Source organism: Chitinophaga cymbidii, from assembly GCF_007992715.1.
Lineage (GTDB): Bacteria > Bacteroidota > Bacteroidia > Chitinophagales > Chitinophagaceae > Chitinophaga > Chitinophaga cymbidii.
The window spans coordinates 592,426-616,734 of the sequence record NZ_BKAU01000002.1; the positions used below are offsets into that span (position 1 = coordinate 592,426).

A 24,309-nucleotide genomic window follows, 5' to 3' on the forward strand; every position below is an offset into this window, starting at 1 on the left:
ATTAAACGTTATAATAACTGTCGCACCGCTGAAAGGCGGTTTTTTTAAGATATAGCGCATGAACAGAGTAGTGATCACAGGCATCGGCATTTACTCCTGTATTGGAAAGGACCTGGAGGAAGTCCGGGAATCCCTGTTCCACGGGCGTTCAGGCATTGTGCTGGATGAAGACCGCAAAGCATTCGGCTACCGTTCCGGGCTCACCGGCAATATCGCCCGTCCCGAGCTGAAAGGCTTGCTGGACAGGAGAGCGCGGCTGATGATGCCCGAACAGGCAGAGTATGCTTATATGTCCACCCGCGAAGCATTAGCTAACGCGGGGCTCGACCAGGATTACCTGGACAGCCGGGAAGTGGGCCTGCTCTTCGGTAACGACAGTTCCGCCAAACCCACTATTGAAGCGACAGACATCATCCGCGAGAAAAAAGATACCATGCTGGTAGGTTCCGGCTCCGTGTTCCAGACGATGAACTCCACCGTGAACATGAACCTCGCCACCATCTTCCGGCTGAAAGGCATCAACTTCAGCGTAAGCGCGGCCTGCGCCAGCGGCTCCCACGCCATCGGCCTCGGTTATATGTTCATTCAGAACGGGTTGCAGGACGTGGTGATCTGTGGCGGCGCGCAGGAAGTGAACCGCTATGCCATGGGCAATTTTGATGCGATCGCCGCATTTTCTGTGCGGGAAAACGAGCCAGCCAAAGCCTCCCGCCCGTTTGACCGCGACCGCGACGGCCTCGTGCCGAGCGGGGGAGCGGCCACCGTGATCCTCGAAAGCCTCGAATCCGCGCAGCGCCGCGGCGCCGTGATCCTCGGCGAAGTATTGGGATACGGCTTTTCCAGTAATGGTGCGCACATCAGCAACCCCAGCGTGGAAGGCCCCACCCGTTCGCTGGAAATGGCCCTGAAACAGGCCGGTGTTCAGCCCTCGGAGATCGGGTATATCAACGCCCACGCCACCTCCACGCCCGCCGGCGACGCCAGCGAAGCCAGGGCGCTGCATGCCGTATTCGGCGGCGCCAGCATACCCGTCAGCTCCACCAAAAGCATGACCGGCCACGAATGCTGGATGGCCGGCGCCAGCGAGATCGTTTACTCCATGATCATGATGCAGCACGGGTTCATGGCCCCCAATATTAATTTTGAGAACCCCGACGAAGATTCGGCCAAATTAAATATCATTACAGATACAATTAATAAAAACTTTAATATATTTTTGTCTAATTCCTTTGGTTTTGGAGGCACCAATTCCTCCCTGATCGTCAGGAAATGGCAGTAATGGCAAAGTGGACGTATAGCAATTGCATATATAGGTGTCATTAAAGGATTTATGCATAATTTTGCATCAGCCCCCAAAGAAGGAAACAGGGTGCTGGTTTGTAACAACCTATATCTGGAACACACTTTTTTTATGGAAATTAACGAGATCATCAAAAAAACGAATGCTTTCCTGGCGGAGGAGTTTGAAGTCGCCCCCGAAAGCATTACCCCCGGAGCTGACCTGAAGGCCACGTTGGACCTGGATAGCCTGGATTATATCGACCTGGTTGTTGCCATCGAAAATAACCTCGGTTTTAAGGTAAAACCCGAAGATTTTCAGGGCATCGTTACCTTCCAGGACTTTTATGATTATGTCACCGGCCGTATCAAACAAAAAGAACTGGTATAATGCCTTCCTGGCAGGGAAAGTCCAAAGGAAATAAGCTCGGGTACAGGATATTTATAGGAGTATTGCGATTAGGAGGAGTGCGACCGGCTTATTTTCTCCTGGCATTTGTCGCATCCTATTATTGCCTGTTCTCTTATCGCTCATCCCAATCCATTTTTCAGTATTTTCACCGTAAGTTAGGATATACCCGTTTCCGTGCGTTGATCAGCGTATACCGCAACTATTATGTTTTCGGGCAGACGCTAATCGACAAGATCGTGGTCATGGCCGGGATTCCCAACCGCTTCACCTTCCACTTCGACGGAGAGGAAAATCTCCATCAAATGGTGGCCGGCGGCCGCGGCGGCATCCTCCTGAGCGCGCATCTTGGCAACTGGGAAGTGGCCGGTCATCTTTTCACCCGCCTGCAAACCCGCATCAACATCGTGATGTTCGACGGCGAGCACCAGCGGATCAAGGACTACCTGGCGGGGATCACGGGCGGCAGGCATGTGAATGTGATTGTTTTAAAAGACGATTTATCGCATATTTACGCTATTCATGACGCCCTGAGCAAACAGGAGCTGGTGTGCATGCATGCGGACCGGTTCATGGAGGGCAACAAAACAGCGGACATGAGCTTCCTGGGAGAAACGGCGCGTTTCCCCATAGGCCCGTTCCTGCTGGCGTCCACGTTCAGGGTACCGGTATCGCTCGTATTTGCTTTCAAGGAAACCAGCAGGCACTATCATCTCTATGCCACGGAGCCGAAAGTGTACCAGGGCGCCAAACAGGGCGGACTGGAGCAGTCCATGCAGGACTTCGTCACCGTCATGGAAGAAAAAGTGAAGCTGTATCCGCTGCAATGGTTCAATTATTACGATTTTTGGTCGAAAGACTGACATGCATAACAATATGATCAACAAGGAAGACATCACGGCATATATCCCTCAACGCCCGCCGATCGTTATGATCAGCCGCCTGTTGGAAGCAGGGGAGAAGAACATCCGCACGGAACTGGACATTGCGGAGGATAACGTATTCGTGGAAGACGGAAAGCTCCAGGCGCCCGGCCTCGTAGAGAACATCGCGCAGACCGCCGCCGCCAGGATCGGCTACCTCGCCAAACAACAGAACGTTCCCGTGCCGCTGGGCTTCATCGGCGCCATCCAGCATCTTGAGATCATCGGCTATCCCGCCGCCTCCACCACCGTGGAAACAGAGATCGTCATCGAACACGAAGTGTTCAACGCCACCGTGGTGAAAGGCACCGTTAAACAGCAGGGAAAGCTGCTGGCGCAATGCGACATGAAAATTTTTGTATCCCAAAACAAATAAACGTAGAATGAAAATGAAGCATTTTGTACTGCCCCTGATGGCCATGTTTATCAGCGTTTCAGCTGCCAGCGCGCAAACCGCGAAAGATGTTTTTGACCCGGAAGCCAAGCTCACCTACCTGGGAATTGACTTCACAAAAGCAAGGATCATCGGCGACGCCGGTGCCAACACAGACGATATCGTGGAGCACCAGTACGCTAACATCAATCAGAAAGTTGTCAACGAACCGAAAAAATACGATCTCGCCGGCGCTTTCAAAAGAAAAGAAGTGAGCACCGCCATCGGTCCCGTCAACAAAAGGAACAACAAGATCGATCCGGACAAGATCAAATCCGATGATTCCGACGACTACCAGAAACTGAAACCGGAAGACATCACCGCCCTGGTGAAAGGTTTCGACTTCGAAGGCAAGACCGGCCTCGGCCTCCTCTTTGTGATGGAAGGATTTAACAAAACGAAAAAGGAAATATCCATGTACGTGACATTGGTAGACATGAAAGCGAAAAAAGTGCTGTTTACCGAACGCATGGAAGGTAAGCTGGGCATGGCTTTCGGCTATGCCAACGTATACCTCACCGGCGTCAAGAAAGTAGTGGACGACATCGAAAAGAAAAAATACAAAGAATGGAAATCCACCCACGGCGGATAATTCATCAATATTAAATCTACATGCAACCTGTATTGAGCGAAAGCACTGAAGTAACAGTCCGGTTTAATGAAGCAGATCCGTTAGGCATTGTCTGGCACGGCCATTATATCCGGTATTTTGAAGACGGAAGGGAAGCCTTTGGCGGTAAATACAGGTTGCGTTACCTGGATATTTTTGAGTACGGCTACACCGTGCCGGTAGTGAATGTGGAATGTAATTACAAGCGCTCTTTGCGGTATGGGGACACGGTGTTGATAGAAACACGGTATGTGCCTACAGAAGCCGCGAAGATCCGTTTTGAATATACGCTTTACAACGCCGCCACCCGGGAAGTAGTATGCACCGGCGCTTCCGTGCAGGTGTTCCTGGACAAGGAGCAGTCGGCTTTACAACTGACCATTCCGCCCTTCTTTGCGGAGTGGAAAAAAATGTGGGGATTGGTATGATGGACGTGTTCGTAGCAGCAGATAATATTGTTTCCCCCCTGGGAGCTACGGCAGTTGCCAACTATGAGCAGGTGCGCCGGGGCGTTAGCGGCATCCGCCTGCAGCCGGAAGGTTATTTCGGCGCTGTGATCGCGGAAGAAGACCTGAACGCCTGGACCGCGCCATATCAATTGAACGGCTATACGAAATTTGAACAGCTGCTGATCCTGAGCGTGCAGGACGCGCTGTCACACACCGGCATCAGCCTCCGCGATGAACGCACCGCTTTCATCGTTTCCACCACCAAAGGCAATATTGCCCTGCTGGAACAGGGAGCCGCAGCGGGCCCGCTACCTTTGCAGCTTTTTGCCACGGCGGACAGGGTAGCTGCGTATTTCGGCAGCGCCAATAAACCGCTGGTCATCAGCAACGCCTGTATATCAGGACTGCTGGCCATCCTAATCGGGCAGCGGATGATCCGCGCCGGTCAATATGACCATGCGGTGATCTGCGGAGCGGACGTGCTCACGAAATTCGTGCTGTCCGGCTTCCAGTCATTCCTGGCTGTGAGCGACAAGCCCTGCAAGCCCTTCGACGCCGCCCGCAACGGCATCACGCTGGGAGAGGGCGCCGCCACCGTCATCATCACAAAGGACCGTACATCATTGAAAGGAAACACCGCCGTACGCCTGGGCGAAGGCGCTTCCAGCAATGATGCCAATCATATTTCAGGCCCTTCCCGCACGGGCGCCGAATTGTCCGCCGCCATCACAACGGCGCTGTGGCAAAGCGGCCTTCGCCCGGAGGATATGGGTTTCGTGTCCGCGCATGGCACCGCCACGCTGTACAACGACGAAATGGAAGCAAAAGCCTTCCATTTGTCCGGCTTGCAGCAGGTGCCGGTGAACAGCCTCAAAGGATATTACGGGCACACCCTCGGCGCGGCCGGCCTGATCGAAGCCATCATTGGCATGCGCGGCATGATGGAGAACGTGGTGATACCCACCGCGGGCTTTTCAACATCCGGCGTCAGCGTTCCGCTGAAGCTGAGCAACGTGCCGGAGCAAAGGCAGATGGCGCATTACCTCAAGACCACTTCCGGTTTTGGCGGGTGTAATGCGGCGATGGTATTTAGCAAGATGAATGTATAACTGGATTGAAGATCAACCCGGCAACAATGTTCAGCAAAATGAATATCTAACCGGATTGAGGATCAACCCGGAGACAATGTTCAGCAAGATGAGCATATAACAAAATTGGAAAATGCCGGCATCCCGGTATTCCCGCAAAAGACATTTTTTAAAAGCAGATCGCAGATGAATTTTTTTACCAAGGAAACGAAAACAGCGTTACAGGCCAAGGAACAGGCTTTGTGGCTGGCCTTTGCACCGATCGCCTTCCAGGCCGCCAAAGCCCTGCGCGACATGGGCATCCTCCAGATAGTGGCAGACAGCGGCACACGCGGCGTTACAATTGAAGACGTGCTCGAAAAAGTGAAGCTCTCCCGCTATTCCGCCAGGGTGCTGCTCGAAGCCGGCCTCGGCCTCGAAATGCTGATCGTGAACGATAAAAAATATACGCTGACAAAGACAGGGTATTTCATTCTGAGCGATACGCTGACGCGCATCAACATGGATTTCTCCCATGATGTCTGCTATAACGCCATGTATCATCTGCAGGACAGCCTTACCGACGGCAAGCCCCGCGGACTGAAAGAACTCGGCCCCTGGGAAACCATCTACCAGGGACTGTCCATCCTCCCCGAACCCTCCCGCACCAGCTGGTTCAACTTCGATCACTACTATTCTGATCTTGCTTTTCCCGGCGTATTGCCCATCGTATTCGAACAGCAGCCCAAAACACTGCTGGACATCGGCGGCAACACCGGCAAATGGTCCATGGCCTGCGCAAAGCATGATCCCGATGTACATATCACCATCATGGACCTGCCCGTGCAGGTAAATGTAGCCCGTAAGAATATTGAAGCGGCCGGCCTGCAGGACCGTGTTTCATTTTTTGAAACAGACATCCTCGATGAAAGCCTGCCCTTCGCGAAAGGCTTCGACGCCATCTGGATGAGCCAGTTCCTGGACTGCTTTTCCGAAACCGAGATCATCAGCATCCTGCGCCGCTGCCGGGAAGCGCTGAATGAAGGCGGCAGCATCTTCATCCTGGAGCCTTTCTGGAATAAACAACAGTTCAAGTCAGCCGCATTCTGCCTGCAGCAAACCTCGCTCTACTTTACCGCCATCGCCAATGGTAACAGCCAGATGTACCATACCGATGACTTCTTCGCCTGCATCCGCGCCGCCGGCCTGGAAGTAGTGCTCGAAAACAATAACGTAGGGCTGAGCTATACGCTGCTCAGATGTGTGAAAGCATAAAAATCCAAATCCCAAAAAATATGCAAACTGAAAAAGTGGACGTATTAGTGATCGGCGCCGGGCCTTCAGGGTCAGTCGCCGCATCCATTATCAACAAGGCCGGTTATTCCGTAAAAGTGGTGGAGAAACTGAAATTCCCGCGGTTCGTGATCGGGGAAAGCCTGTTGCCCCGCTGTATGGAAGCCCTCACAGAAGCCGGTTTCATTGATGCCATCTCGGAAAGAGGCTTCCAGCAAAAATTTGGCGCCAAGTTCGTGAAGAACGGCGCCATCTGCGACTTCACTTTTGAAGAGCAGCATACGAAGGGATGGACCTGGACCTGGCAGGTGCAGCGCGCGGACTTCGACAAAACGCTCGCCGACACCGTCGAAAAAATGGGCGTGCCCATAGCATACGAAACAACCGTGACGGACATAAAATTCCACGGATCGGATTCCGTGACCACCGTGGAAGATATTCACGGCAATAAAAAGCAGATCGAAGCGCGTTTTATTGTGGATGGCAGTGGATATGGACGGGTGATACCCAAGCTGTTCGGCCTGGATAAGCCCTCCGTGCTGCAATCCCGCAAGGCGCTCTTTGCACATACAAAAGACATTCGCCGTTCCATGGTAAGGGACCAGCCGAACAGGATCACCGCCGTGGTGCACAAGAAAGGCGTCTGGATATGGATCATCCCGTTCTCCACCGGCATTACTTCGGTAGGCTTCGTGGGAGAACCTTCCTTCCATGATGGTTTCCCCGGTACACGCGAAGAGCAGTTCCGCGCCATGCTGGAATCAGAGCCGCATACCGCCGAGCGTTTCCGCGATGTGGAATTTGTGTTCGAGCCGAGAGTGCTGGAAGCATGGTCCGCCACCACCGATAAATTTTATGGAGATGGATTTGTGCTCACCGGCAATGTGACCGAGTTCCTGGACCCGATTTTTTCTTCCGGCGTAACTTTGGCCACGGTATCCAGCCAAACGGCCGCGAAGCTGGTGATCAAAAAGCTGAAGGGAGAGGAAGTAGACTGGGAAAAAGATTACATGGAACCCACCATGCAGGGCGTGAACGTATTCCGTTCGTACGTGATGGCATGGTATGAAGGCACCCTGGACACGATCTTCTTCAGCGAAAAGCCCGATCCGCTCGTCAAACAGCAGATCTGCTCCGTATTGGCAGGGTATGTGTGGGACCAGAGCAATCCCTTCGTGAGCAATCACGAAGAAGCGTTGAAACGCCTTGCCCGCCTGATCGAACTGACAGAAAAAATAAAAACGGTTGAATAACGGGAACGCATATATCACATCCAGCTGCATCATCCGCCGGCAAACGGTGGTGAAGAACGGCGCTACGGTATTTACGGCGGAAAACGCCGCACTGCCGGAGTTCCTGCGCAGCCTGTATGACCGGTATAGCGGGCAGTACCAGAAGTTCCACAAAATGGACCTGCTCAGTAAACTGGGATGGGCCGCCACGGAAATTTTACTGCAGGACATGCCAATGGACGGCTATCGCCCGGAAGAAACCGGCGTGATCCTTGCCAATAAAAGCAGCAGCCTGGATACGGACGAACGGTATTATGAAACCGTCAGCGACATCGCCAGTCCAGCCCTGTTCGTGTATACCTTGCCGAACATCGTGATCGGGGAGATCAGCATCCGCCACGGCTTCAAGGGAGAAAATGCGTTCTTTGTATCAGATACCTTCGATGCGGGGCTGATCAGCGGATATGTAACGCAATTGCTCAATACCGGCGCCATCAATGCCTGTATCTGCGGTTGGGTGGAACAGTATCATGAGCAGTACGAAGCGGCCTTGTTCCTCGTAGAAAAGGAAGCGCGTGGTATGGCATTGCCGTTTGATGAAAAGAACATGCGGCAGCAAAAGGAAGTTTAAAATTGTATTTGAAATATATTATGGAAAAGTTGATGGCAGATCTGAAAGCCCAGATCATTCAGCAATTGAATTTGCAGGAAGTAAAACCGGAAGATATCGGGGATGACCAGCCTTTGTTCAAAGAAGGGCTGGGGCTGGATTCCATCGATGCGCTGGAGCTGATCGTGTTATTGCAGCAACATCATAACATCCGCGTCGCCAATCCGGAAGACGGGCCGAACATCTTTTATTCCGTTCGTACCATGGCGGAATACATTACGGAGCAAAAGAAGAATGCATGAGTGAAAATGTATGGATAGCAGGCGGTGGTGTGATCTGCGGCATCGGGCAAAACCTGGCGCAGTGCCTGGACGCATTTGAGAAAATGCAGCCGGGAATGGGCACCATGCGGCATCTGCATTCCGTACACGCGCAGACGTTTCCCGTAGTGGAAGTAAAAGCGGACAACAATGAGCTGGCGCAGCGCGCGGGATTGCCCGCCCACTTGAGCCGCACCGCCCTGCTGAGCATGATCGCCGCGAAGGAAGCGTGGGACAGCACGGGGCTCGGAGATATTGCGCAGTACCGCGCCGGTTTCGTATCCGCGAATACCGTTGGCGGAATGGACAAAACGGAACATTTCTTTGAAGCGTTCGTGGAAGATAACAGCAAAGGGCGGTTAAGAGAAGTGGTGCACCATGAATGCGGGAGCATCACGGAACTGGTGGCCGATGCAATGGGTATCCGCCATCATGTGTCCACCATCAGCACCGCCTGCTCGTCCGGCGCCAACGCATTGATGTATGGCGCGCGTATGATCAGCAACGGTTTGCTGGACGTGGTGATCGCCGGTGGAACAGACGCATTGACGCGCTTCACGCTCAACGGCTTCAACACGCTCATGATCCTCGATCAGCAGAAATGCCGCCCCTTCGATGATACGCGCACCGGCCTGAACCTCGGAGAGGGCGCGGGTTACGTGGTGCTGGTAGCGGACAGGTTGGCGGAGAAAATAAAACCCTGGTGCCGCCTGAGCGGTTTCGCCAATGCCAATGATGCCTATCATCAGACCGCATCATCGCCCGATGGCACCGGTAATTACCTCGCCATGCAGGGCGCGTTGCAAATGAGCGGATTGCAGCCCGCCGATATCGGCTACATCAACCTGCACGGCACCGGCACGCAGAATAACGACAGTTCGGAAGGGCTGGCGATCGTAAGGTTGTTTGAAAAGGATTATCCGCCTGTAAGCTCTACAAAAAGTTTTACAGGGCATACGCTGGGCGCCAGCGGCGGGATAGAAGCGGTATTGTCCGCCTGCGCCCTCAAAGAAGGGATCATTTATCCCAATGCGCAGTTCGCCACGCAGATGAAAGAGCTGCCCTTCAGTCCGGTTACGGCCTTTTCCCGCGGGCATGCGTTGCAGCATGTGATGTCTAACTCCTTCGGGTTTGGCGGCAATTGCTCGAGCCTGGTTTTTTCAAAACAATGACAGGAATGAAACCGCAAGCGTACATACAAGGCACAGGCGCTGTATCCGCACAGGATAGCAACGTATTCCCCGGAACTATCCGGGAATATGAAAGCATCCGCCTGCCCGTAGCGGACCCGGATTACAAGCAGTGGATCGATATCAAACAGATCCGCCGCATGGGCCGGGTGATCAAAATGGGCGTGGCCGCGTCGCACATCAGCTTGCAGCATGCCGGTATCACCATGCCCGATGCGATTATCATGGGCACGGCGTATGGCTGCCTTGCCGATACCGGCGTTTTCCTCAACAAGCTGGTCACGCAAAAGGAAGACATGCTCACGCCCACCGCTTTCATTCAAAGCACGCATAATACCGTCGGCGGCCAGATCGCTTTATTGCTCGGCTGCCACGCCTATAACAATACCTTCGTGCACGGCGCTTTCTCGCTTGAAAACGCCCTGCAGGACAGCCTCCTGTTCCTCCTCGAACAACCCTCGCGGAAAGTGCTGGCCGGCGCGGTAGACGAGATCACCGATTACAGCCACGCCATCCTTTCCCGCTTCGGCCTGTACAAATCAGCGCCGGTAAAAAATACCGCCCTGCTGCAATCCCGTACGGCCGGCACCGTAGCCGGAGAAGGCGCCGCCTTTTTTGTGCTCGCCAAAGAAAAGGACGTACAATCCCAGGCGGAACTGACCGGGCTGGAAATGCTCTACAAGCCCCGCTCCGCACAGGAAACAGCCATGCGCCTCGAACAGTTCCTGCAAAGGCACGGCCTGCAGGCGCAGGACATTGACCTGCTGATCACCGGTCGGAACGGAGATGTAAAAGAAGACGCCTATTACGAAACGATAGAAAGCGGATCATTCGCCGGCAAGCCCGTAGCGGCATTCAAGCACCTCTGCGGAGAATACCCCACGGCAGCGGCCTTCGCCATGTGGATGGCTACCGGCATGCTCCGGGACCAGCAGGTGCCGTCCGCCGCCATGTTCAAAGGAGCGGCGCCCGCAGCGGTGAAAAGAATACTGATCTGGAACCATCAGCATACCACGCATCACTCATTTATTTTATTATCGGCATGCTGAAATACCGGACGATATGGATCATCATCTATTTCATCATCGCAGCCGCGCTGCTGGTACATTACTTTGTACACCCGCTGCCGCCGGCCGGAACGATCGCCGGTATTATCGCGGGACTGCTGATCTATATTGGCCTCGCCATCTGGGGCGCCACGCGCGTGGATTCCAACTATTTCATTGATGTACATACGAAAGGCGTTACGCAGGAAAAAGCCGTCTCGCTGTCGTTTGACGACGGGCCGGTAGAAAATTACACCCCCCAGATTCTGGACATCCTGCAGCAGCATCAAGTGCCGGCTGCTTTTTTTTGTATCGGCCACCGCGCCGAAACACAGCCGCACTTACTGAAACGTATACACGCAGATGGCCACCTCATCGGCAATCACAGCTATGAACATAATTTCTGGTTTGATCTGAAATCATCCGGGAACATGATCAAAGACCTGCAAACGGCGGATGAAATGATCATCAACGCCACCGGCCTGCAGCCCCGGCTGTTCCGGCCGCCTTACGGCGTCACCAATCCGAATCTCGCCAAAGCCATCAGGGAAGGAGATTACATCCCGGTAGGGTGGAGCATCCGCTCCCTCGACACCGTGATCAAAGAAGAAGATAAACTGCTGGAAAGAGTGACCCGGAACATCCGCCCCGGCGACATATTCCTGTTCCACGACACCAGCGCCGCCACCGTGCGGATATTGCCCGCGCTCATCCGGCACATCCGGGAGCAGGGTTTCGCCATCCGCCGGATCGATCATTTATTAAACGTACCAGCTTATGCGTAGATGGATTTTTTTAGCCTGTTGCCTGGTAACGCTGCATGCCACCGCGCAGCAAAACTTCAAGCCCGTGGCTAACCTCGAGTTGTTTAAACAGCAGTTTGCGAAGACCGCGCAGCAAACGAACACGATCAAAAGTGATTTTGTACAGGAAAAGAACCTGGGCATGCTTGCTGAAAAGATCATCAGCAAAGGAAAGTTCTGGTTCAAAAAAGAAAATAAGGTGCGGATGGAATACAGTTCTCCTTCGTATTACCTGATGGTGATCAACGGAAAGGACTTCCGCATCAAGGATACAAAGACGGACCGCAATCTCTCCGCCCGCAATAACAGGCTGTTCGAGCAGATCAGCAAGATCACGGCGGATTGCGTGCAGGGGAACGTGCTGAACAACAAGGATTTTACCACGAAGGTATCCGAAAACACAGCGTTCTACCGCCTGGAAATGACGCCCGTGGCAAAGAACCTGAAGGATTTCTTTTCGGTGATCGAGCTGCTGGTGGATAAAAAAGACCTTTCCGTGGTAAAGATGGTCATGCATGAACGCTCCGGCGACGATACCTCCATCAGCTTTACCAATAAAGAAGTGAACATTACCATACCGGATGACATCTTTGCGCTTAAATAGCATCCTTTTGCTGTGCTGCCTGCTCGCGTCCTGCAGCTCCGCTTACCGTTCCCTGCAACGCATGGAAGGGGACGCCGCCTGCATTCAGCAGTTCCGGCCGAAGATCACGCAAACGGTGCTGTACAGCACGCAGGTGGATGTGCTGAAACATCATTTCTCCGGCCTGCTGTTGTTCAAGCCGATGGAAGACAGCAGCATGCGGGTGGTGTTTGCCAGTGAAATGGGATTGAAGTTTTTCGATTTTGAATTTGCGAAGGATGGAACGTTCACCAAACACTACATCCTCCCGAAGATGGATAAAAAAGCCGTCATCAAAACACTGCAGAAAGATTTCGAAATGATCCTCATGCGGCAGGACCCCGCCACCGCGGAAGTGCTGACAGACGGCGAAAACCGTTACACCGCATTCCCGCTCAAAAAGGGAAAAATATATTATATCACCAGCAAAGACTGTTCAACGTTCGTTCGCGTGGAGAACGGCTCCCGCCGCAAACCGGTAGTGGAAGCGTTTTTGTCGCACTACACGAACGGCGTGCCGGACAGCATCCTGATACAGCATAAAAACGTTAAATTCAATATTTCATCACAACGCGCGGAAAAATAATGTTAGCAGGAAAATTCTATACGATCGTCACACAACAGCAGCCGGACGCACAGTCGGTGCACACCACTATCGCCCTGAATGCGCAGCATCCTATTTTTGGAGGTCATTTTCCCGATCAGCCCGTAGTGCCGGGCGTCTGCATGATGCAGATCATCCAGGAGCTTTTATCCGGCGCTGTCGGTAAAAAGCTGCTGATCGAAAAAGCGGCCAACATGAAGTTCCTGAACATGATCGACCCGGTAAAACAGCCGGAAGTGAACGTGGAGATCTCCTACACGCCGCAGGAAAACGCTTACAAGGCTACCGCCGTGATCAAACACGAGGCCACCGTGTTCCTGAAATTCCAGGGGCTTTTTAAATGAACGATGGCTGAAACACCAACATACGGCAAGGTGTGCGTGCTGATCCCGACGTACAACAATGCGGCTACACTGGGCCAGGTGTTGCGGGACGCGCTGTCCCACACCAGCGACGTGCTCGTGGTGAACGACGGCGCCACCGATCACACCGCGGAAGTGCTGGAACAGTTTCCGGAGGTGCCCGTTTTGTCGTACACCCCGAACCGCGGCAAAGGCATCGCGCTGCGCCGAGGCTTTCAGTTCGCGCGCGAACGGGGATACGATTATGCCATCACCATGGATGCCGACGGGCAGCACTTTGCCAGCGACATTGCCGTGTTCATGGAAAAGCTGAAGACGGACGGCCCCGCCATTTATATCGGCGCCCGGAACCTGCAGCAGGAGAACATGCCGGGGAAGAACACCTTCGCGAACAAGTTTTCCAACTTCTGGTTTTATGTGGAAACGGGGTTGAAAGGTCCTGATACGCAATCCGGTTTCCGGCTTTACCCGCTGCATGCCATTGGTAATACCCGTTTTTTCTGTACCAAATACGAATTTGAAATAGAAGTGCTGGTACGCAGCGCCTGGAAAGGCATCCGTATCGATTGGGTGCCCGTGCAGGTCTACTACCCGCCGGCGGAGGAGCGGGTGTCCCACTTCCGCCCCTTCCGCGATTTTTCCCGCATCAGCGTGCTTAACACCGTGCTGGTAACGATCGCGTTTGCGTATATCCATCCGCGTAACTTCATCCGTTTTTTGTTCAGCAAAGGCGGATTTAAACAATTGTTGCGCGAACATCTTTTTAATCCGGATGAGCCCTCGCACCGCAAAGCCCTGTCCATCGGCTTCGGCGTGTTCATGGGCATTGTGCCCATCTGGGGCTTCCAGATGCTGACGGCTGTAGTGCTGGCCGCTTTTTTGCGGCTGAACAAAGCGCTGGTATTGATCGCGTCGAACATCAGCATCCCGCCCATGATACCCGTCATCGTATATCTCAGCTTCCTGATGGGAAGGATGTACGTGTCGGAAGACGCTACATGGATATTGTTCAGCAAAGACCTGAGCATCGCATCCATGCAGCAGAACATTTATCAGTATATCACCGGAAGCCTGACGCTGGCCGTGGTGGCCGGTGCCGTGGCGGCGCTCACCTCGTGGGTGCTGCTTGCCGTCTTCCGTAAGAAACGAATCGCAGCTTAATGGGTACCATCTTCATATCGGTTTATAACTTCTTTGCAAAACGCAAATGGCTGCTCTGGGCTTTCATGCTCGGGAGCTTCGTCATTGCGGGCCTGCTGGCCTCGCGGATCAGGCTGGAAGAGGATATTACCCGCATTCTGCCGCAGGACAAAAAGATCGACCGGCTGCAGCAATTCCTGCAAAGCGCAAAGTTTGCGGACAAGCTGGTGGTGATGCTCTCCCGCGAAGATGCGGAGCCGGACAGCCTGGTGGCCGCCGCGCAGCATTTTACGGAAGGGCTGGCGCAACCGCAGCTGCAGCAGCATATTAAAAGCATACAGGCGCAGGCGGACGACGCCATGATGATGAACCTCCTGCAGGCCGTGCAGGATCATCTGCCCGTATTCCTCGAGGGAAAAGATTATGCGTCCATCGATTCGCTGATCACGCCGGCGCGCGTGAAACAGACGATGGAATCCAACTACAACACACTGATTTCCCCCGCGGGGCTGGTGCTGAAAAGAATGATCCAGGCCGATCCCGTTGGTATTTCATGGATCGCGATGAAAAAATTGCAGCAGCTGCAGGTGGATGAACAGTTTGAACTGTACGATGGATATGTGATGAGCAAAGACCAGCGCAACCTGCTGCTCTTCATCACACCATTGCATCCGCCCAATGAAACGGGAAAGAACAAACGTTTTTTAGCTGACCTGGATGCCTGGGTAGATACGGTGCAGTCACAACACAAAGGCAGCGATATCAGCTACTTCGGCGCTACCGCCGTGGCGGTGGGCAATGCCATGCAGCTGCGGCAGGACACTTATTTTACGCAAGGCATTACCGTACTGCTGCTGATCGTGCTGATCGCGCTGTTCTTCCGGAAGAAGCGCGCGCCGCTGCTGGTGATGCTGCCGGTAGTGTTCGGCGCGCTGTTTTCCCTGGCGATCGTATACCTTTTCAAAGGCGGCATCTCGGTGATTGCGCTGGGCGCGGGGTGTGTGGTGCTGGGCATTGCGGTGAACTATTCGCTGCATGTGTTCAACCACTATCGCCATTTGCCGGACATCCGGCAGGTGATAAAAGACCTGGCCATGCCCATGACCGTAGGCAGCTTTACAACGGTCGGCGGCTTTCTCTGCCTGCAGTTCGTGAAATCGCCCATGTTAAGGGATGTTGGGCTGTTCGCCGCTTTCAGCCTGGTAGGCGCCGCCCTGTTCTCGCTCATCGTACTGCCGCACCTGATCGTATTGGGCAAACGCCCCGCGGCTGCGCTGCATCGCGCCAACAGCTGGCTGGACAAACTTTCCAACTGGCGGCCGGAGCGCAACAAATACCTCGTAGGCGGCATCCTCCTGCTCACCGCAGTGTTCTTCTTCACCGCAAGGAACGTTACATTCGAAAGCGACATGATGCGGATGAACTACATGTCCGACCGACTGCAGAAAGCAGAGCAAAAGCTGAATAACATCAATGCCTACACGGCGCAATCCGTGTACCTCATATCGGAAGGAAACAATCTCAACGCCGCACTCCAAAGCCGCGAAAGAACGGCGCCGGTAATACAGTCGCTGGTAGACAAAGGCGCTATCAAAAAGGTCTCCGGCGCCGGTAGCCTGTTATTGTCCGAAGAAGAACAGGCCGCGCGCATCCGCCGCTGGAACGCTTACTGGACGCCGGAAAAACAGGAACAGCTGATCCGCGTGCTGCAGCAGGAAGGCGCCGTGTACAAATTCAGGAGCACCGCCTTTGCGCCATTTGAAACACTGCTCCATAAAGATTATACCGCGCTGCCGCCGGAACGCTCCGCTTTGCTGGAAGCCGGGTTGCTGAGCGATTTTGTAACGATCAAAGAAGGCGCCTCCGCGGTGATCAGCCTGCTGAAAGTAGCCCCTGACCGCAAAGACGAAGTTTACGCCGCACTGGATAGCCAGCCGCAAACGGTGATATTCGACAAACAATACACCGCAAACCGGCTGGCGGAGATCATCCGCGACGAGTTCAGTACCATCGCCTGGATGACCTCATTGCTCGTATTCGCCGCGCTGTTACTGTCTTACGGACGGATAGAGCTGGCTCTGATCACTTTCATTCCCATGCTGTTCAGCTGGGTGTGGATACTCGGCATCATGGGGCTGTTCGGCATACCGTTCAATATCGTGAACATTATTCTCTCCACTTTCATATTCGGTCTGGGTGATGATTACAGCATTTTCACAATGGACGGGCTGCAACAGGAATACAAAACCGGCAGCAAGCACCTGCCGTCCTTCAAATCATCGATCTTCTTTTCCGCCATCACCACCATACTCGGGCTGGGCGTGCTCATTTTCGCCAAACATCCTTCACTGCGCTCCATTGCGCTGATCGCGGTGATCGGCATCAGCTGCGTGGTGCTCACGTCGCAGGTACTCATTCCGTTCTTTTTCAACTGGCTGATCACCAACCGGGTAAAGAAAAAGTACGCGCCGTGGACGCTCTTCGGCTGGACGACCTCCGTCTTTGCCTTTTCCTATTTTACCTTTGGCGCTTTCCTGCTCACTTTCCTGGGATTTTTCCTCGTGAAGATCAATCCCTTCAACCTGGAAAAAGGCAAGCGGATCTACCATAAAATACTCTCAAAGTTTACCTGGAGCATCCTGCACGTGATGGTCAACACCAAAAAGACCACGATCAATAACACCGGCGAGGATTTTAAAAAGCCCGCCGTTGTCATCAGCAACCATCAGTCTTTCCTCGATATTCTCATGTCCACCGCCATGCACCCGAACGTGGTGCTGCTCACGAACCAGTGGGTGTACAATTCGCCTGTTTTCGGTTCTGTGGTGAAGATGGCGGACTATTACCCGGTGGCGGAAGGCGTGGAAGGCAGCATTGAAAAGCTGCGGGAGCGGGTGGAGCAGGGATATTCGATTGTGATATACCCCGAAGGCACACGTTCCCCGGATGCAGGCATCAAGCGCTTTCACAAGGGCGCGTTCTACCTGGCGGAAGAACTCGGGCTGGACATTCTGCCGGCCGTTATTCACGGCACCGCCTACACGATGTCGAAAGGCGATTTCCTGCTGAAGAACGGCACCATGACCCTGAAGTTCCTGCCCCGCATCAAGCCGGACGACAAACGTTGGGGAGATAACTACAGCGCGCGTACGAAGCTGGTGAGCCGTTATTTCCGGCAGGAATATGAAGCATTGCGCCGTGACGAGGAAACGCCGGCCTACTTCCGCGAACAGCTGATCTACAATTACATCTACAAAGGTCCCGTGCTGGAATGGTATATGCGCATCAAAACAAAGATGGAAAACAACTATGAACTGTTCCATCAGCTGCTGCCGAAAAAAGGAAAGATCATGGACATCGGCTGCGGGTACGGCTTTATGAGCTATATGCTGCATTTCCTTGCGCCAGAACGCCAGATCAAAGGCGTGGATTACGACGAAGAAAAGATCGCCACGGCGCAGCATTGTTATCTTCGCAATGAGATGATACAATTCGAAGCGGCGGACATCACGCAGTATACCCTCGGGCACCAGGACGCCTTTGTGCTGCTGGACGTACTGCATTACCTGCCCGCCGCTGCGCAGGAGCAGCTGTTGCAGCAATGTATCCGCAAGCTCAACCCCGGTGGCGTGATCATTGTGCGGGACGGCGATGCGGACCTCGGCAGGCGGCATGAAGGCACAAAGCTGACGGAGCTGTTCAGCACCCGTTTGCTCGGCTTCAACAAAACGGCCAACGGTCCTTTGTCGTTCTTCTCCTCCTCCGCCCTGCGCGGCATTGCGGAACGGAACGGCGCCACCGTAGAGCAGATCGACAATACCAGGTATACATCCAACGTGATCTTTATTATCAAACATTCATTGAGCGAGCAGTATGCATAATTACGACGTAGTGATCATCGGTAGCGGTCTCGGCGGATTAACCTGCGGTGCGATCCTGGCAAAGAACGGGTACAGGGTATGTGTGCTGGAAAAAAATCAGCAGATCGGCGGCTGCCTGCAAACTTTCAGTCGGGATAAAACCGTTTTCGATTCCGGCGTGCACTATGTGGGCGGGCTTGCTCCGGGCCAGAACCTCCACCAGATATTCAAATACCTGGGCATCATGGACAAGCTGAACCTCAAGCGCCTGGATATGGACTGCTTCGATCGCATTGCCTTCGCCGGCGATCCCCGCGAATACAAGATGGCGCAGAGCTACGATGCGTTCATACAGGGCTTGCTGGCGGATTTTCCCGGTGAGGAAAAGGCGCTGAAAGAATACTGCGCCATGCTGCGGCATATCTGCGATAAATTCCCGCTGTACAACCTGCGGATGGGCGGCTTCGAGGAAAAAGAATCCGTATTGAGCATCAACGCCGCCGAATTCATCAACAGTCTGACCAGCAACCGTAAGCTGACGCAGGTGCTGGCCGCGAATAATCCTTTGTATGCCGGCGTGGAAGATAAAACACCGATGTACGTGCATGCGCTCGTGTTGAACAGCTATATAGAAAGCTCCTGGAAATGCGTGAACGGCGGATCGCAGATCGGCAAATGGCTGTCAAGGGCCATTACGGAGAATGGCGGCACCTTGCTGCGGTACAAGGAAGTACAACGCATCGTGGCGGAAGGGCATGATGTGCAGTATGTGGAAACCGCGAAGGGAGAGCGTTTTACGGCAAAACACTTCATCTCCAACATGCATCCCGCGAACACGCTGAACATGCTGGAAAGCGATGTGATCCGCCACGCCTACCGTACCCGCATCAAATCGCTGGAAAACTCCAATTCCACGCTGATGGTGAACGTGGCCCTCCAACCCGGCATGTTCCCGCACATGAACTATAACTACTATTATCACGATGTGGAAGATGTATGGAGCGGGCACGAATACACAGAAGACACCTGGCCGCGCAACTATTCCATGTTCATCTCGCCGGACCCGCGGGACCACCGCTACGCCAACGGCCTGTCCATCATGGCGTATATGAACATCCGCGAAGTGGCGCCCTGGGCCGATACTTTCAACACCGCTTCGCAGGAAGCCCCTCGCGGTGAAGACTACGAAGCCTTCAAGCAGCGGAAAGCCGAAAAGGTGCTGGACATGGTGGAGAAGCGCTTCCCCGTGCTCCGCCAGTGCATCAAAAATTATTATGTAGCCACCCCTTTGTCATTCCGGGATTACATCGGCACGGCGGACGGATCGATGTACGGGGTGATGAAAGACAGCAGGGACCCGCTGCGGACATTTATTGCCGCCCGCACAAAGCTCTCGAATTTGTATCTTACAGGCCAGAACCTGAACATGCACGGCATCCTGGGCGTGACGATGAGCGCCGTGGTCACCTGCGCGGAGCTGCTGGACATGGAGAAATTGTTGCACGAGATCAAGACAGCGTAATATGGCATTCGTAAAGAAAATCTGGAGAGGAATATGGAAAGGCTTTTTATACCTGACCGGCTTTTTTATACTGCTGATCATCGGCCTGTTCATCTATCTGTACAGCGTAGCCAGGATGCAGCCGCCGAAAATAGCCGACCAGCGCAGCCTGCAATGGAAACGCACCCAGCTGGATAGTACCGCTTTTACATTGAAGAACAACTGGTTCCGTAAAAGCCGCAGCGGCCTGTATGAATTGTATGTGGAAGGAAAACCTTTTGAAAGGGGCGTGGTATATGGAAAATTGACGCAGGAGCTGGTACAGCGGCAGGAGGACCATTTTACGGAACAGATCGGCAAGATGATCCCCTCTAAAAGTTACCAGCACTTCCTGAAGTATTTCATCGGCTGGTTCAACCGCCACCTCGCGGAGAACGTGCCGCAGGAGTTCAAGGAAGAGATCTACGGCGTATCCTTCGCCGCATCGGATAAATATGATTTCATCGGCACCAATTACCAGCGCATCATGAATTATCATGCCGCGCACGATATTGGTCACGCCCTGCAAAGCATGGCGCTGGTGGGCTGTACGTCTTTCGGCACCTGGAACGATCGTTCGGCGGACAGTAACCTGATCATCGGGCGTAATTTTGATTTTTATGTGGGGGATAAATTTGCGGAAGACAAGATCATTGCTTTTTATAAGCCGGACAAAGGCTACCGTTTCATGATGGTGACCTGGGCGGGATTTACCGGCGTTGTGTCCGGCATGAACGACCAGGGCCTGACCGTCACGATCAATGCCGCGAAAACGGACATGCCTTCCGGCTCGGCCACGCCGGTGTCGCTCGTGGCGCGGGAAATACTGCAATACGCAAAGAACATACAGGAAGCGTACGATATTGCGAAGAAAAGGAAGATGTTCGTGTCCGAATCTTTCCTGATCGGCTCCGCGTTGGACAACCGCGCGGCGCTCATCGAGAAAACGCCGGAAACGCTGGACCTCTACGATCCCCGGAGCAACGAGATATCCTGCGCCAACCACTTCCAGGGCAAGACCCTCGGCGCTTCGGAAGCGAACAAGCAACAGCTGGCGGAAAGCGCATCGCCATACCGCTACGCCCGCCTGCAGGAATTGCTGGAACAGAACGGAAAGAACACCGTGGAGAAAACCGTGGCGATCCTCCGTGACCAGAAAGGTTTGCATGGCGCGGACATCGGGATGGGCAACGAGAAAGCCATCAACCAGCTGATCGCGCATCACTCCATCGTTTTCGAACCAAAAAAGCTGAAAGTATGGGTGTCTACCGCGCCTTGGCAACTGGGAGCGTTTGTGTCGTACGACCTGAACAAGGTCTTTTCGATGAACGGCTTGCAGACAGATCGCGAGATATACGACAGCGCGAACATCATTCCGGCGGATACTTTTCTGCAGACCGATGAATACCGGAAGTTCAGGGATTTCAGGGCGTGGAAGGCCGCTTTTGCGGAGAAACGCCCGGTGGACGTGGAGCGCATGATCGCGGACAACCCGCAGTATTACCACGCTTATGTGCTGGCCGGCGATTACTGTTACAAACAGGAGAATTACCGGCAGGCTAAAACATATTACGAGCAGGCATTGACGAAGGAGATCGCGACGAAAGCGGAGAAGGATCATGTAATAAAACGGATCGCGCAGTGTGAGGAGGAGTTGTGAAGCTTCGTACGCGCAGATCGAAGATGCATTTGAAAATTGAATACGCATGAAAGGCATCGGAACTGACATCGTTGAAGTAGACCGCATAGCCGGCAGCATCGAGAAAGGGCAGGGCTTCCGGGAGCTGGTGTTTTCGCCGGCGGAGATCGCCTATTGTGAAAAGCAGGCCAGCAAGTACGAAAGCTACGCGGCGCGGTTTGCGGCGAAGGAAGCGTTCCTCAAAGCCCTCGGCACCGGGTGGGCCGGCAGCGGCGCGGAGTTCCACGAAATAGAGATCCGCAACAACGAAGCCGGCAAACCGGAGATATACCTGCTTGGTAAAGCCCGGCAGCTGCTGTCGCAACGCCAGATAGCCTCGGTGCTCGTTTCCCTTTCGCATGTGAAATCCGTCGCCATGGCCACCGTGGTGATCCTGTAACCAGATATTATGTACATACCAGACATCGAATTGCAATCCCCCGCCGCTATCCGGCAATTCCAGGCAAAGGAGCTGCGGCATCTGCTGGGCTATCTGCGGCAGTTCTCACCGTTTTACAGGGAATGGTTCGCGTTGCATAAAGTGAATACGGACGAGATCCGCGGCATCGAAGACCTCAGCCGCATCCCGACCGTCAGCAAGGAAGACCTGCAGCAGCGGAACTGGGATTTTCTGTGTGTGCACAAAAGCAAGATCGCGGAATATACCACCACTTCCGGCACGCTGGGCAAGCCGGTGATCATTCCTTTGACGGTAAAGGACCTCGACCGCCTCACGTACAATGAATATATTTCCTTCTCCTGCGCCGGCGGCACGGATGAAGATATCTACCAGCTGATGCTTACGCTGGACCGGCAGTTCATGGCCGGCATGGCGTATTATTCCGGTATCCGGAAGCTCGGCGCGGGCGTGCTGCGCGTGGGGCCGGGGGTGCCTTCCCTGCAATGGGAGAACATCCGCCGCATTCAGCCGACCGTCATCGTGGCCGTACCTTCTTTTATACTCAAACTGATCGCTTTCGCGGAAGAGCATCAGATCGATATCAATGCCTCTTCAGTAAAAAAAGCCGTTTGCATCGGCGAGAACATCCGCAACGTGGATTTTTCGCTGAACCTCCTCGGCAAAAAGATCGCCGATAAATGGAATATACAACTGTTCTCCACCTATGCATCCACCGAAATGCAAACCGCCTTCACGGAATGCAAAGCCGGTCAGGGTGGCCATCACCACCCCGAACTGCTGATCGTGGAGCTGCTGGACGAGCAGGACCAGCCTGTACCGCCCGGCACGCCCGGCGAGGTGACCATCACCACCTTAGGCGTGGAAGCCATGCCCCTGCTGCGTTACAAGACCGGCGACATCTGCCAGTACTACGAAGAACCCTGTTCCTGCGGCCGGCAGACCCAGCGTTTGTCCCCCGTCATAGGCCGCCGCAAACAAATGATCAAATACAAAGGCACCACACTGTACCCGCCCGCGCTGTACGACCTGCTGAGCGATATGGAAGAAGTGAAGGAGTTCGTGGTGGAGGTGTTCTCCAACGAGATCGGCACGGATGAAATATTGCTGCATGTAGCGCCGGTGGAGGAATCGGAGGATATCGACAGGAGGATCAAATCCTACCTGCAGGCGAAATTGCGGGTGATACCGCAGGTGAAATACGGCAGCGTGCAGGAGATATTGAAGATGCAGTTCCCGGAGGGGAGCAGGAAGCCGGTGAAGTTTTTGGATAACCGGTAGCCCAAAAGGTTGCTCTTTGGGAGCAGCGGACTAGAACCGGAAACTCGCTTCAGCCTTTGGATTGTCCAGCTTGGTGCTTTGCCGTTTGTCCTGCACGATGACGTGGATCATGTGGCTTTGCGTGTCGTGCTCCGCATAGAGGATATCATTTTGCAGGTCTAGCTGCTTCAGCGGTTTTAGCGCCGGCACTTCGAGGAAGCACCAAGTGGCATCGTCCTCGATGCGGTAGCCGAGGTATTGGAGGGAGAGGGGTTTTCCGTCGGCTTTGATATGCAAATGCTGCCGGATATACCGGGATACCATGGAGTCCGCGGCGGGACGGTCTTTTGGCCGGATAATGTCCAACGTTACATGATTGTACTTCTTCAACGCATTTTCCAGGTCGTCCGAAAAGATGCGGCAGCTTACTTCCAGCGCCTGCCGCTGGCCATTATAGCGGATCTCCGTAACGCTCAGATAGAACGGGTGAACAGCGCTCATCCACACCGGCAGTAACCATTTACATAAAAATACACCCATTTGCCCGCTAAAATTTTATATTTACGAAGTTACAAAAATCTATTCCATGCAGGAATTCGGCTTGTATTTTCAGGAAGGCTGGCAACATATCGTCGATTTAAACGGATACGATCATATATTATTTGTTTTTGCGCTGTGCGCCATTTACTTGCTGAAAGACTGGAAGAAAGTGCTGGTGCTGGTAACGGCGTTTACCGTCGGGCATTCCATCACACTGGCATTGAGTGTATTGAATATTATCAAAGTACCTTCGGCGCTCATCGAATTCCTGATCCCGGTTACCATCGTAATTACCGCACTGGGTAACGTTTTCAGAAAATCCGACGAACCCGCCGGCATGCGGCTCAATTACTTTTTCGCGCTGTTCTTCGGGCTGATACATGGCATGGGCTTTTCCAATTACCTGAAAAGCATGCTCGGTTCGCAAGCGGACGTCGTGGAGCCTTTGCTGGCGTTCAACCTCGGGCTGGAATTCGGGCAGATATTGATCGTGCTGGTCATCCTCCTGCTTGCGCAGCTGATCGTACGGGTAGCAGGCGTCAACAGGCGGGAATGGACGAAGTTCGTGTCTGCCGCCATTTTTGGTATTGCTTTTATGATGTGCATCGATAGAATATAAATA

General features: G+C 53.7%; 25 protein-coding genes. 24 read left to right on the forward strand and 1 reads right to left on the reverse strand.

The window, feature by feature from the left end:
* The first annotated feature begins 58 nt into the window (after positions 1 to 58).
* The 23 genes from CCY01nite_RS13640 (at position 59) to flxY (ending at position 23,168) form a co-directional block, all read left to right on the forward strand.
* Positions 59 to 1,279, forward strand: coding sequence for a beta-ketoacyl-[acyl-carrier-protein] synthase family protein (locus tag CCY01nite_RS13640; RefSeq protein ID WP_146862456.1), 1,221 nt, complete (start codon positions 59 to 61; stop codon positions 1,277 to 1,279).
* Positions 1,280 to 1,411: 132 nt separating this feature from the next.
* On the forward strand, positions 1,412 to 1,669 hold the full coding sequence (locus tag CCY01nite_RS13645; RefSeq protein WP_146862459.1) for an acyl carrier protein: 258 nt from the start codon (positions 1,412 to 1,414) through the stop codon (positions 1,667 to 1,669).
* A 200-nt stretch (positions 1,670 to 1,869) separates the two neighbouring features.
* Positions 1,870 to 2,550: a lysophospholipid acyltransferase family protein gene (locus CCY01nite_RS13650; protein ID WP_246129928.1), complete on the forward strand. Its 681-nt coding sequence runs from the start codon at positions 1,870 to 1,872 to the stop codon at positions 2,548 to 2,550.
* Between the two features lies 1 nt (position 2,551).
* Positions 2,552 to 2,986 (forward strand): hotdog family protein, encoded by a 435-nt coding sequence (locus CCY01nite_RS13655; protein ID WP_246129929.1) that lies wholly within the window; start codon positions 2,552 to 2,554, stop codon positions 2,984 to 2,986.
* Positions 2,987 to 2,999: 13 nt separating this feature from the next.
* Positions 3,000 to 3,635, forward strand: a complete 636-nt coding sequence (locus tag CCY01nite_RS13660) for a hypothetical protein (RefSeq protein WP_146862464.1) — start codon at positions 3,000 to 3,002, stop codon at positions 3,633 to 3,635.
* A 20-nt stretch (positions 3,636 to 3,655) separates the two neighbouring features.
* Positions 3,656 to 4,081, forward strand: coding sequence for an acyl-CoA thioesterase (locus CCY01nite_RS13665; RefSeq protein ID WP_146862467.1), 426 nt, complete (start codon positions 3,656 to 3,658; stop codon positions 4,079 to 4,081).
* Entirely contained in the window at positions 4,078 to 5,211 is a 1,134-nt protein-coding gene (locus CCY01nite_RS13670; RefSeq protein WP_146862470.1) for a beta-ketoacyl-[acyl-carrier-protein] synthase family protein, read from the forward strand. The genes CCY01nite_RS13665 and CCY01nite_RS13670 overlap by 4 nt, the downstream gene beginning before the upstream one ends.
* Positions 5,212 to 5,376: 165 nt before the next feature.
* On the forward strand, positions 5,377 to 6,444 hold the full coding sequence (locus CCY01nite_RS13675; protein WP_146862473.1) for a methyltransferase: 1,068 nt from the start codon (positions 5,377 to 5,379) through the stop codon (positions 6,442 to 6,444).
* A 20-nt stretch (positions 6,445 to 6,464) separates the two neighbouring features.
* Entirely contained in the window at positions 6,465 to 7,715 is a 1,251-nt protein-coding gene (locus tag CCY01nite_RS13680; protein ID WP_146862476.1) for an NAD(P)/FAD-dependent oxidoreductase, read from the forward strand.
* The gene (locus CCY01nite_RS13685) at positions 7,708 to 8,325 is read left to right on the forward strand and encodes a beta-ketoacyl synthase N-terminal-like domain-containing protein (protein WP_146862479.1); all 618 of its coding nucleotides are present in this window, start codon (positions 7,708 to 7,710) and stop codon (positions 8,323 to 8,325) included. Before CCY01nite_RS13680 ends, CCY01nite_RS13685 begins: the two co-directional genes overlap by 8 nt.
* 20 nt (positions 8,326 to 8,345) lie before the next feature.
* Positions 8,346 to 8,606 carry a phosphopantetheine-binding protein gene (locus CCY01nite_RS13690; RefSeq protein ID WP_146862482.1) on the forward strand — a complete coding sequence of 87 codons (261 nt, stop codon included), beginning with the start codon at positions 8,346 to 8,348 and terminating at the stop codon, positions 8,604 to 8,606.
* A complete protein-coding gene (locus CCY01nite_RS13695) occupies positions 8,603 to 9,796 on the forward strand; it encodes a beta-ketoacyl-[acyl-carrier-protein] synthase family protein (protein ID WP_146862485.1) in 1,194 nt (397 codons plus the stop codon). Before CCY01nite_RS13690 ends, CCY01nite_RS13695 begins: the two co-directional genes overlap by 4 nt.
* 5 nt (positions 9,797 to 9,801) lie before the next feature.
* Entirely contained in the window at positions 9,802 to 10,863 is a 1,062-nt protein-coding gene (locus CCY01nite_RS13700; protein ID WP_146862487.1) for a beta-ketoacyl synthase N-terminal-like domain-containing protein, read from the forward strand.
* The gene (locus tag CCY01nite_RS13705; RefSeq protein WP_146862497.1) at positions 10,857 to 11,645 is read left to right on the forward strand and encodes a polysaccharide deacetylase family protein; all 789 of its coding nucleotides are present in this window, start codon (positions 10,857 to 10,859) and stop codon (positions 11,643 to 11,645) included. Before CCY01nite_RS13700 ends, CCY01nite_RS13705 begins: the two co-directional genes overlap by 7 nt.
* Complete coding sequence (lolA2, locus tag CCY01nite_RS13710) at positions 11,638 to 12,267, forward strand: flexirubin biosynthesis/transport protein LolA2 (protein ID WP_146862500.1); 630 nt, start codon at positions 11,638 to 11,640, stop codon at positions 12,265 to 12,267. The genes CCY01nite_RS13705 and lolA2 overlap by 8 nt, the downstream gene beginning before the upstream one ends.
* On the forward strand, positions 12,245 to 12,871 hold the full coding sequence (gene lolB2 / locus CCY01nite_RS13715) for a flexirubin biosynthesis protein LolB2 (protein ID WP_146862503.1): 627 nt from the start codon (positions 12,245 to 12,247) through the stop codon (positions 12,869 to 12,871). Before lolA2 ends, lolB2 begins: the two co-directional genes overlap by 23 nt.
* Complete coding sequence (locus CCY01nite_RS13720) at positions 12,871 to 13,233, forward strand: ApeI family dehydratase (protein WP_146862506.1); 363 nt, start codon at positions 12,871 to 12,873, stop codon at positions 13,231 to 13,233. Before lolB2 ends, CCY01nite_RS13720 begins: the two co-directional genes overlap by 1 nt.
* A gap of 3 nt (positions 13,234 to 13,236) precedes the next feature.
* Entirely contained in the window at positions 13,237 to 14,412 is a 1,176-nt protein-coding gene (locus CCY01nite_RS13725; protein WP_146862509.1) for a DUF2062 domain-containing protein, read from the forward strand.
* On the forward strand, positions 14,412 to 18,272 hold the full coding sequence (locus CCY01nite_RS13730) for a trifunctional MMPL family transporter/lysophospholipid acyltransferase/class I SAM-dependent methyltransferase (RefSeq protein ID WP_146862512.1): 3,861 nt from the start codon (positions 14,412 to 14,414) through the stop codon (positions 18,270 to 18,272). The genes CCY01nite_RS13725 and CCY01nite_RS13730 overlap by 1 nt, the downstream gene beginning before the upstream one ends.
* Positions 18,265 to 19,773, forward strand: coding sequence for a phytoene desaturase family protein (locus CCY01nite_RS13735; RefSeq protein WP_146862515.1), 1,509 nt, complete (start codon positions 18,265 to 18,267; stop codon positions 19,771 to 19,773). The genes CCY01nite_RS13730 and CCY01nite_RS13735 overlap by 8 nt, the downstream gene beginning before the upstream one ends.
* Before the next feature lies 1 nt (position 19,774).
* Positions 19,775 to 21,451 (forward strand): C45 family peptidase, encoded by a 1,677-nt coding sequence (locus tag CCY01nite_RS13740; RefSeq protein WP_146862518.1) that lies wholly within the window; start codon positions 19,775 to 19,777, stop codon positions 21,449 to 21,451.
* A gap of 46 nt (positions 21,452 to 21,497) precedes the next feature.
* Positions 21,498 to 21,869, forward strand: a complete 372-nt coding sequence (gene acpS, locus CCY01nite_RS13745; protein ID WP_146862521.1) for a holo-ACP synthase — start codon at positions 21,498 to 21,500, stop codon at positions 21,867 to 21,869.
* Between the two features lie 9 nt (positions 21,870 to 21,878).
* Entirely contained in the window at positions 21,879 to 23,168 is a 1,290-nt protein-coding gene (gene flxY / locus CCY01nite_RS13750; protein ID WP_146862524.1) for a flexirubin biosynthesis putative acyl-CoA ligase FlxY, read from the forward strand.
* 30 nt (positions 23,169 to 23,198) lie between these two features.
* On the opposite strand, the gene CCY01nite_RS13755 is transcribed toward flxY, so the two are convergent.
* Positions 23,199 to 23,687 (reverse strand): DUF6702 family protein, encoded by a 489-nt coding sequence (locus tag CCY01nite_RS13755; RefSeq protein WP_146862527.1) that lies wholly within the window; start codon positions 23,685 to 23,687, stop codon positions 23,199 to 23,201.
* A gap of 46 nt (positions 23,688 to 23,733) precedes the next feature.
* Between CCY01nite_RS13755 and CCY01nite_RS13760 the strand changes: the two genes are divergently transcribed.
* A complete protein-coding gene (locus CCY01nite_RS13760; RefSeq protein WP_146862530.1) occupies positions 23,734 to 24,306 on the forward strand; it encodes a HupE/UreJ family protein in 573 nt (190 codons plus the stop codon).
* Positions 24,307 to 24,309: the final 3 nt, after the last annotated feature.

What these genes read in the sequence shown, in the direction of transcription:
- flxY (WP_146862524.1), top strand. Translation starts at nt 21,879, where the DNA reads ATGTACATACCAGACATCGAATTGCAATCCCCCGCCGCTATCCGGCAA.
- acpS (WP_146862521.1), top strand. Translation starts at nt 21,498, where the DNA reads ATGAAAGGCATCGGAACTGACATCGTTGAAGTAGACCGCATAGCCGGC.
- CCY01nite_RS13665 (WP_146862467.1), top strand. Translation starts at nt 3,656, where the DNA reads ATGCAACCTGTATTGAGCGAAAGCACTGAAGTAACAGTCCGGTTTAAT.
- CCY01nite_RS13760 (WP_146862530.1), top strand. Translation starts at nt 23,734, where the DNA reads ATGCAGGAATTCGGCTTGTATTTTCAGGAAGGCTGGCAACATATCGTC.
- CCY01nite_RS13755 (WP_146862527.1), bottom strand. Translation starts at nt 23,687, where the DNA reads ATGGGTGTATTTTTATGTAAATGGTTACTGCCGGTGTGGATGAGCGCT.
- CCY01nite_RS13675 (WP_146862473.1), top strand. Translation starts at nt 5,377, where the DNA reads ATGAATTTTTTTACCAAGGAAACGAAAACAGCGTTACAGGCCAAGGAA.
- CCY01nite_RS13655 (WP_246129929.1), top strand. Translation starts at nt 2,552, where the DNA reads ATGCATAACAATATGATCAACAAGGAAGACATCACGGCATATATCCCT.
- lolA2 (WP_146862500.1), top strand. Translation starts at nt 11,638, where the DNA reads ATGCGTAGATGGATTTTTTTAGCCTGTTGCCTGGTAACGCTGCATGCC.
- CCY01nite_RS13670 (WP_146862470.1), top strand. Translation starts at nt 4,078, where the DNA reads ATGATGGACGTGTTCGTAGCAGCAGATAATATTGTTTCCCCCCTGGGA.
- CCY01nite_RS13695 (WP_146862485.1), top strand. Translation starts at nt 8,603, where the DNA reads ATGAGTGAAAATGTATGGATAGCAGGCGGTGGTGTGATCTGCGGCATC.
- CCY01nite_RS13700 (WP_146862487.1), top strand. Translation starts at nt 9,802, where the DNA reads ATGAAACCGCAAGCGTACATACAAGGCACAGGCGCTGTATCCGCACAG.
- CCY01nite_RS13730 (WP_146862512.1), top strand. Translation starts at nt 14,412, where the DNA reads ATGGGTACCATCTTCATATCGGTTTATAACTTCTTTGCAAAACGCAAA.
- CCY01nite_RS13725 (WP_146862509.1), top strand. Translation starts at nt 13,237, where the DNA reads ATGGCTGAAACACCAACATACGGCAAGGTGTGCGTGCTGATCCCGACG.
- CCY01nite_RS13660 (WP_146862464.1), top strand. Translation starts at nt 3,000, where the DNA reads ATGAAGCATTTTGTACTGCCCCTGATGGCCATGTTTATCAGCGTTTCA.
- lolB2 (WP_146862503.1), top strand. Translation starts at nt 12,245, where the DNA reads ATGACATCTTTGCGCTTAAATAGCATCCTTTTGCTGTGCTGCCTGCTC.
- CCY01nite_RS13640 (WP_146862456.1), top strand. Translation starts at nt 59, where the DNA reads ATGAACAGAGTAGTGATCACAGGCATCGGCATTTACTCCTGTATTGGA.
- CCY01nite_RS13645 (WP_146862459.1), top strand. Translation starts at nt 1,412, where the DNA reads ATGGAAATTAACGAGATCATCAAAAAAACGAATGCTTTCCTGGCGGAG.
- CCY01nite_RS13680 (WP_146862476.1), top strand. Translation starts at nt 6,465, where the DNA reads ATGCAAACTGAAAAAGTGGACGTATTAGTGATCGGCGCCGGGCCTTCA.
- CCY01nite_RS13690 (WP_146862482.1), top strand. Translation starts at nt 8,346, where the DNA reads ATGGAAAAGTTGATGGCAGATCTGAAAGCCCAGATCATTCAGCAATTG.
- CCY01nite_RS13740 (WP_146862518.1), top strand. Translation starts at nt 19,775, where the DNA reads ATGGCATTCGTAAAGAAAATCTGGAGAGGAATATGGAAAGGCTTTTTA.
- CCY01nite_RS13705 (WP_146862497.1), top strand. Translation starts at nt 10,857, where the DNA reads ATGCTGAAATACCGGACGATATGGATCATCATCTATTTCATCATCGCA.
- CCY01nite_RS13735 (WP_146862515.1), top strand. Translation starts at nt 18,265, where the DNA reads ATGCATAATTACGACGTAGTGATCATCGGTAGCGGTCTCGGCGGATTA.
- CCY01nite_RS13720 (WP_146862506.1), top strand. Translation starts at nt 12,871, where the DNA reads ATGTTAGCAGGAAAATTCTATACGATCGTCACACAACAGCAGCCGGAC.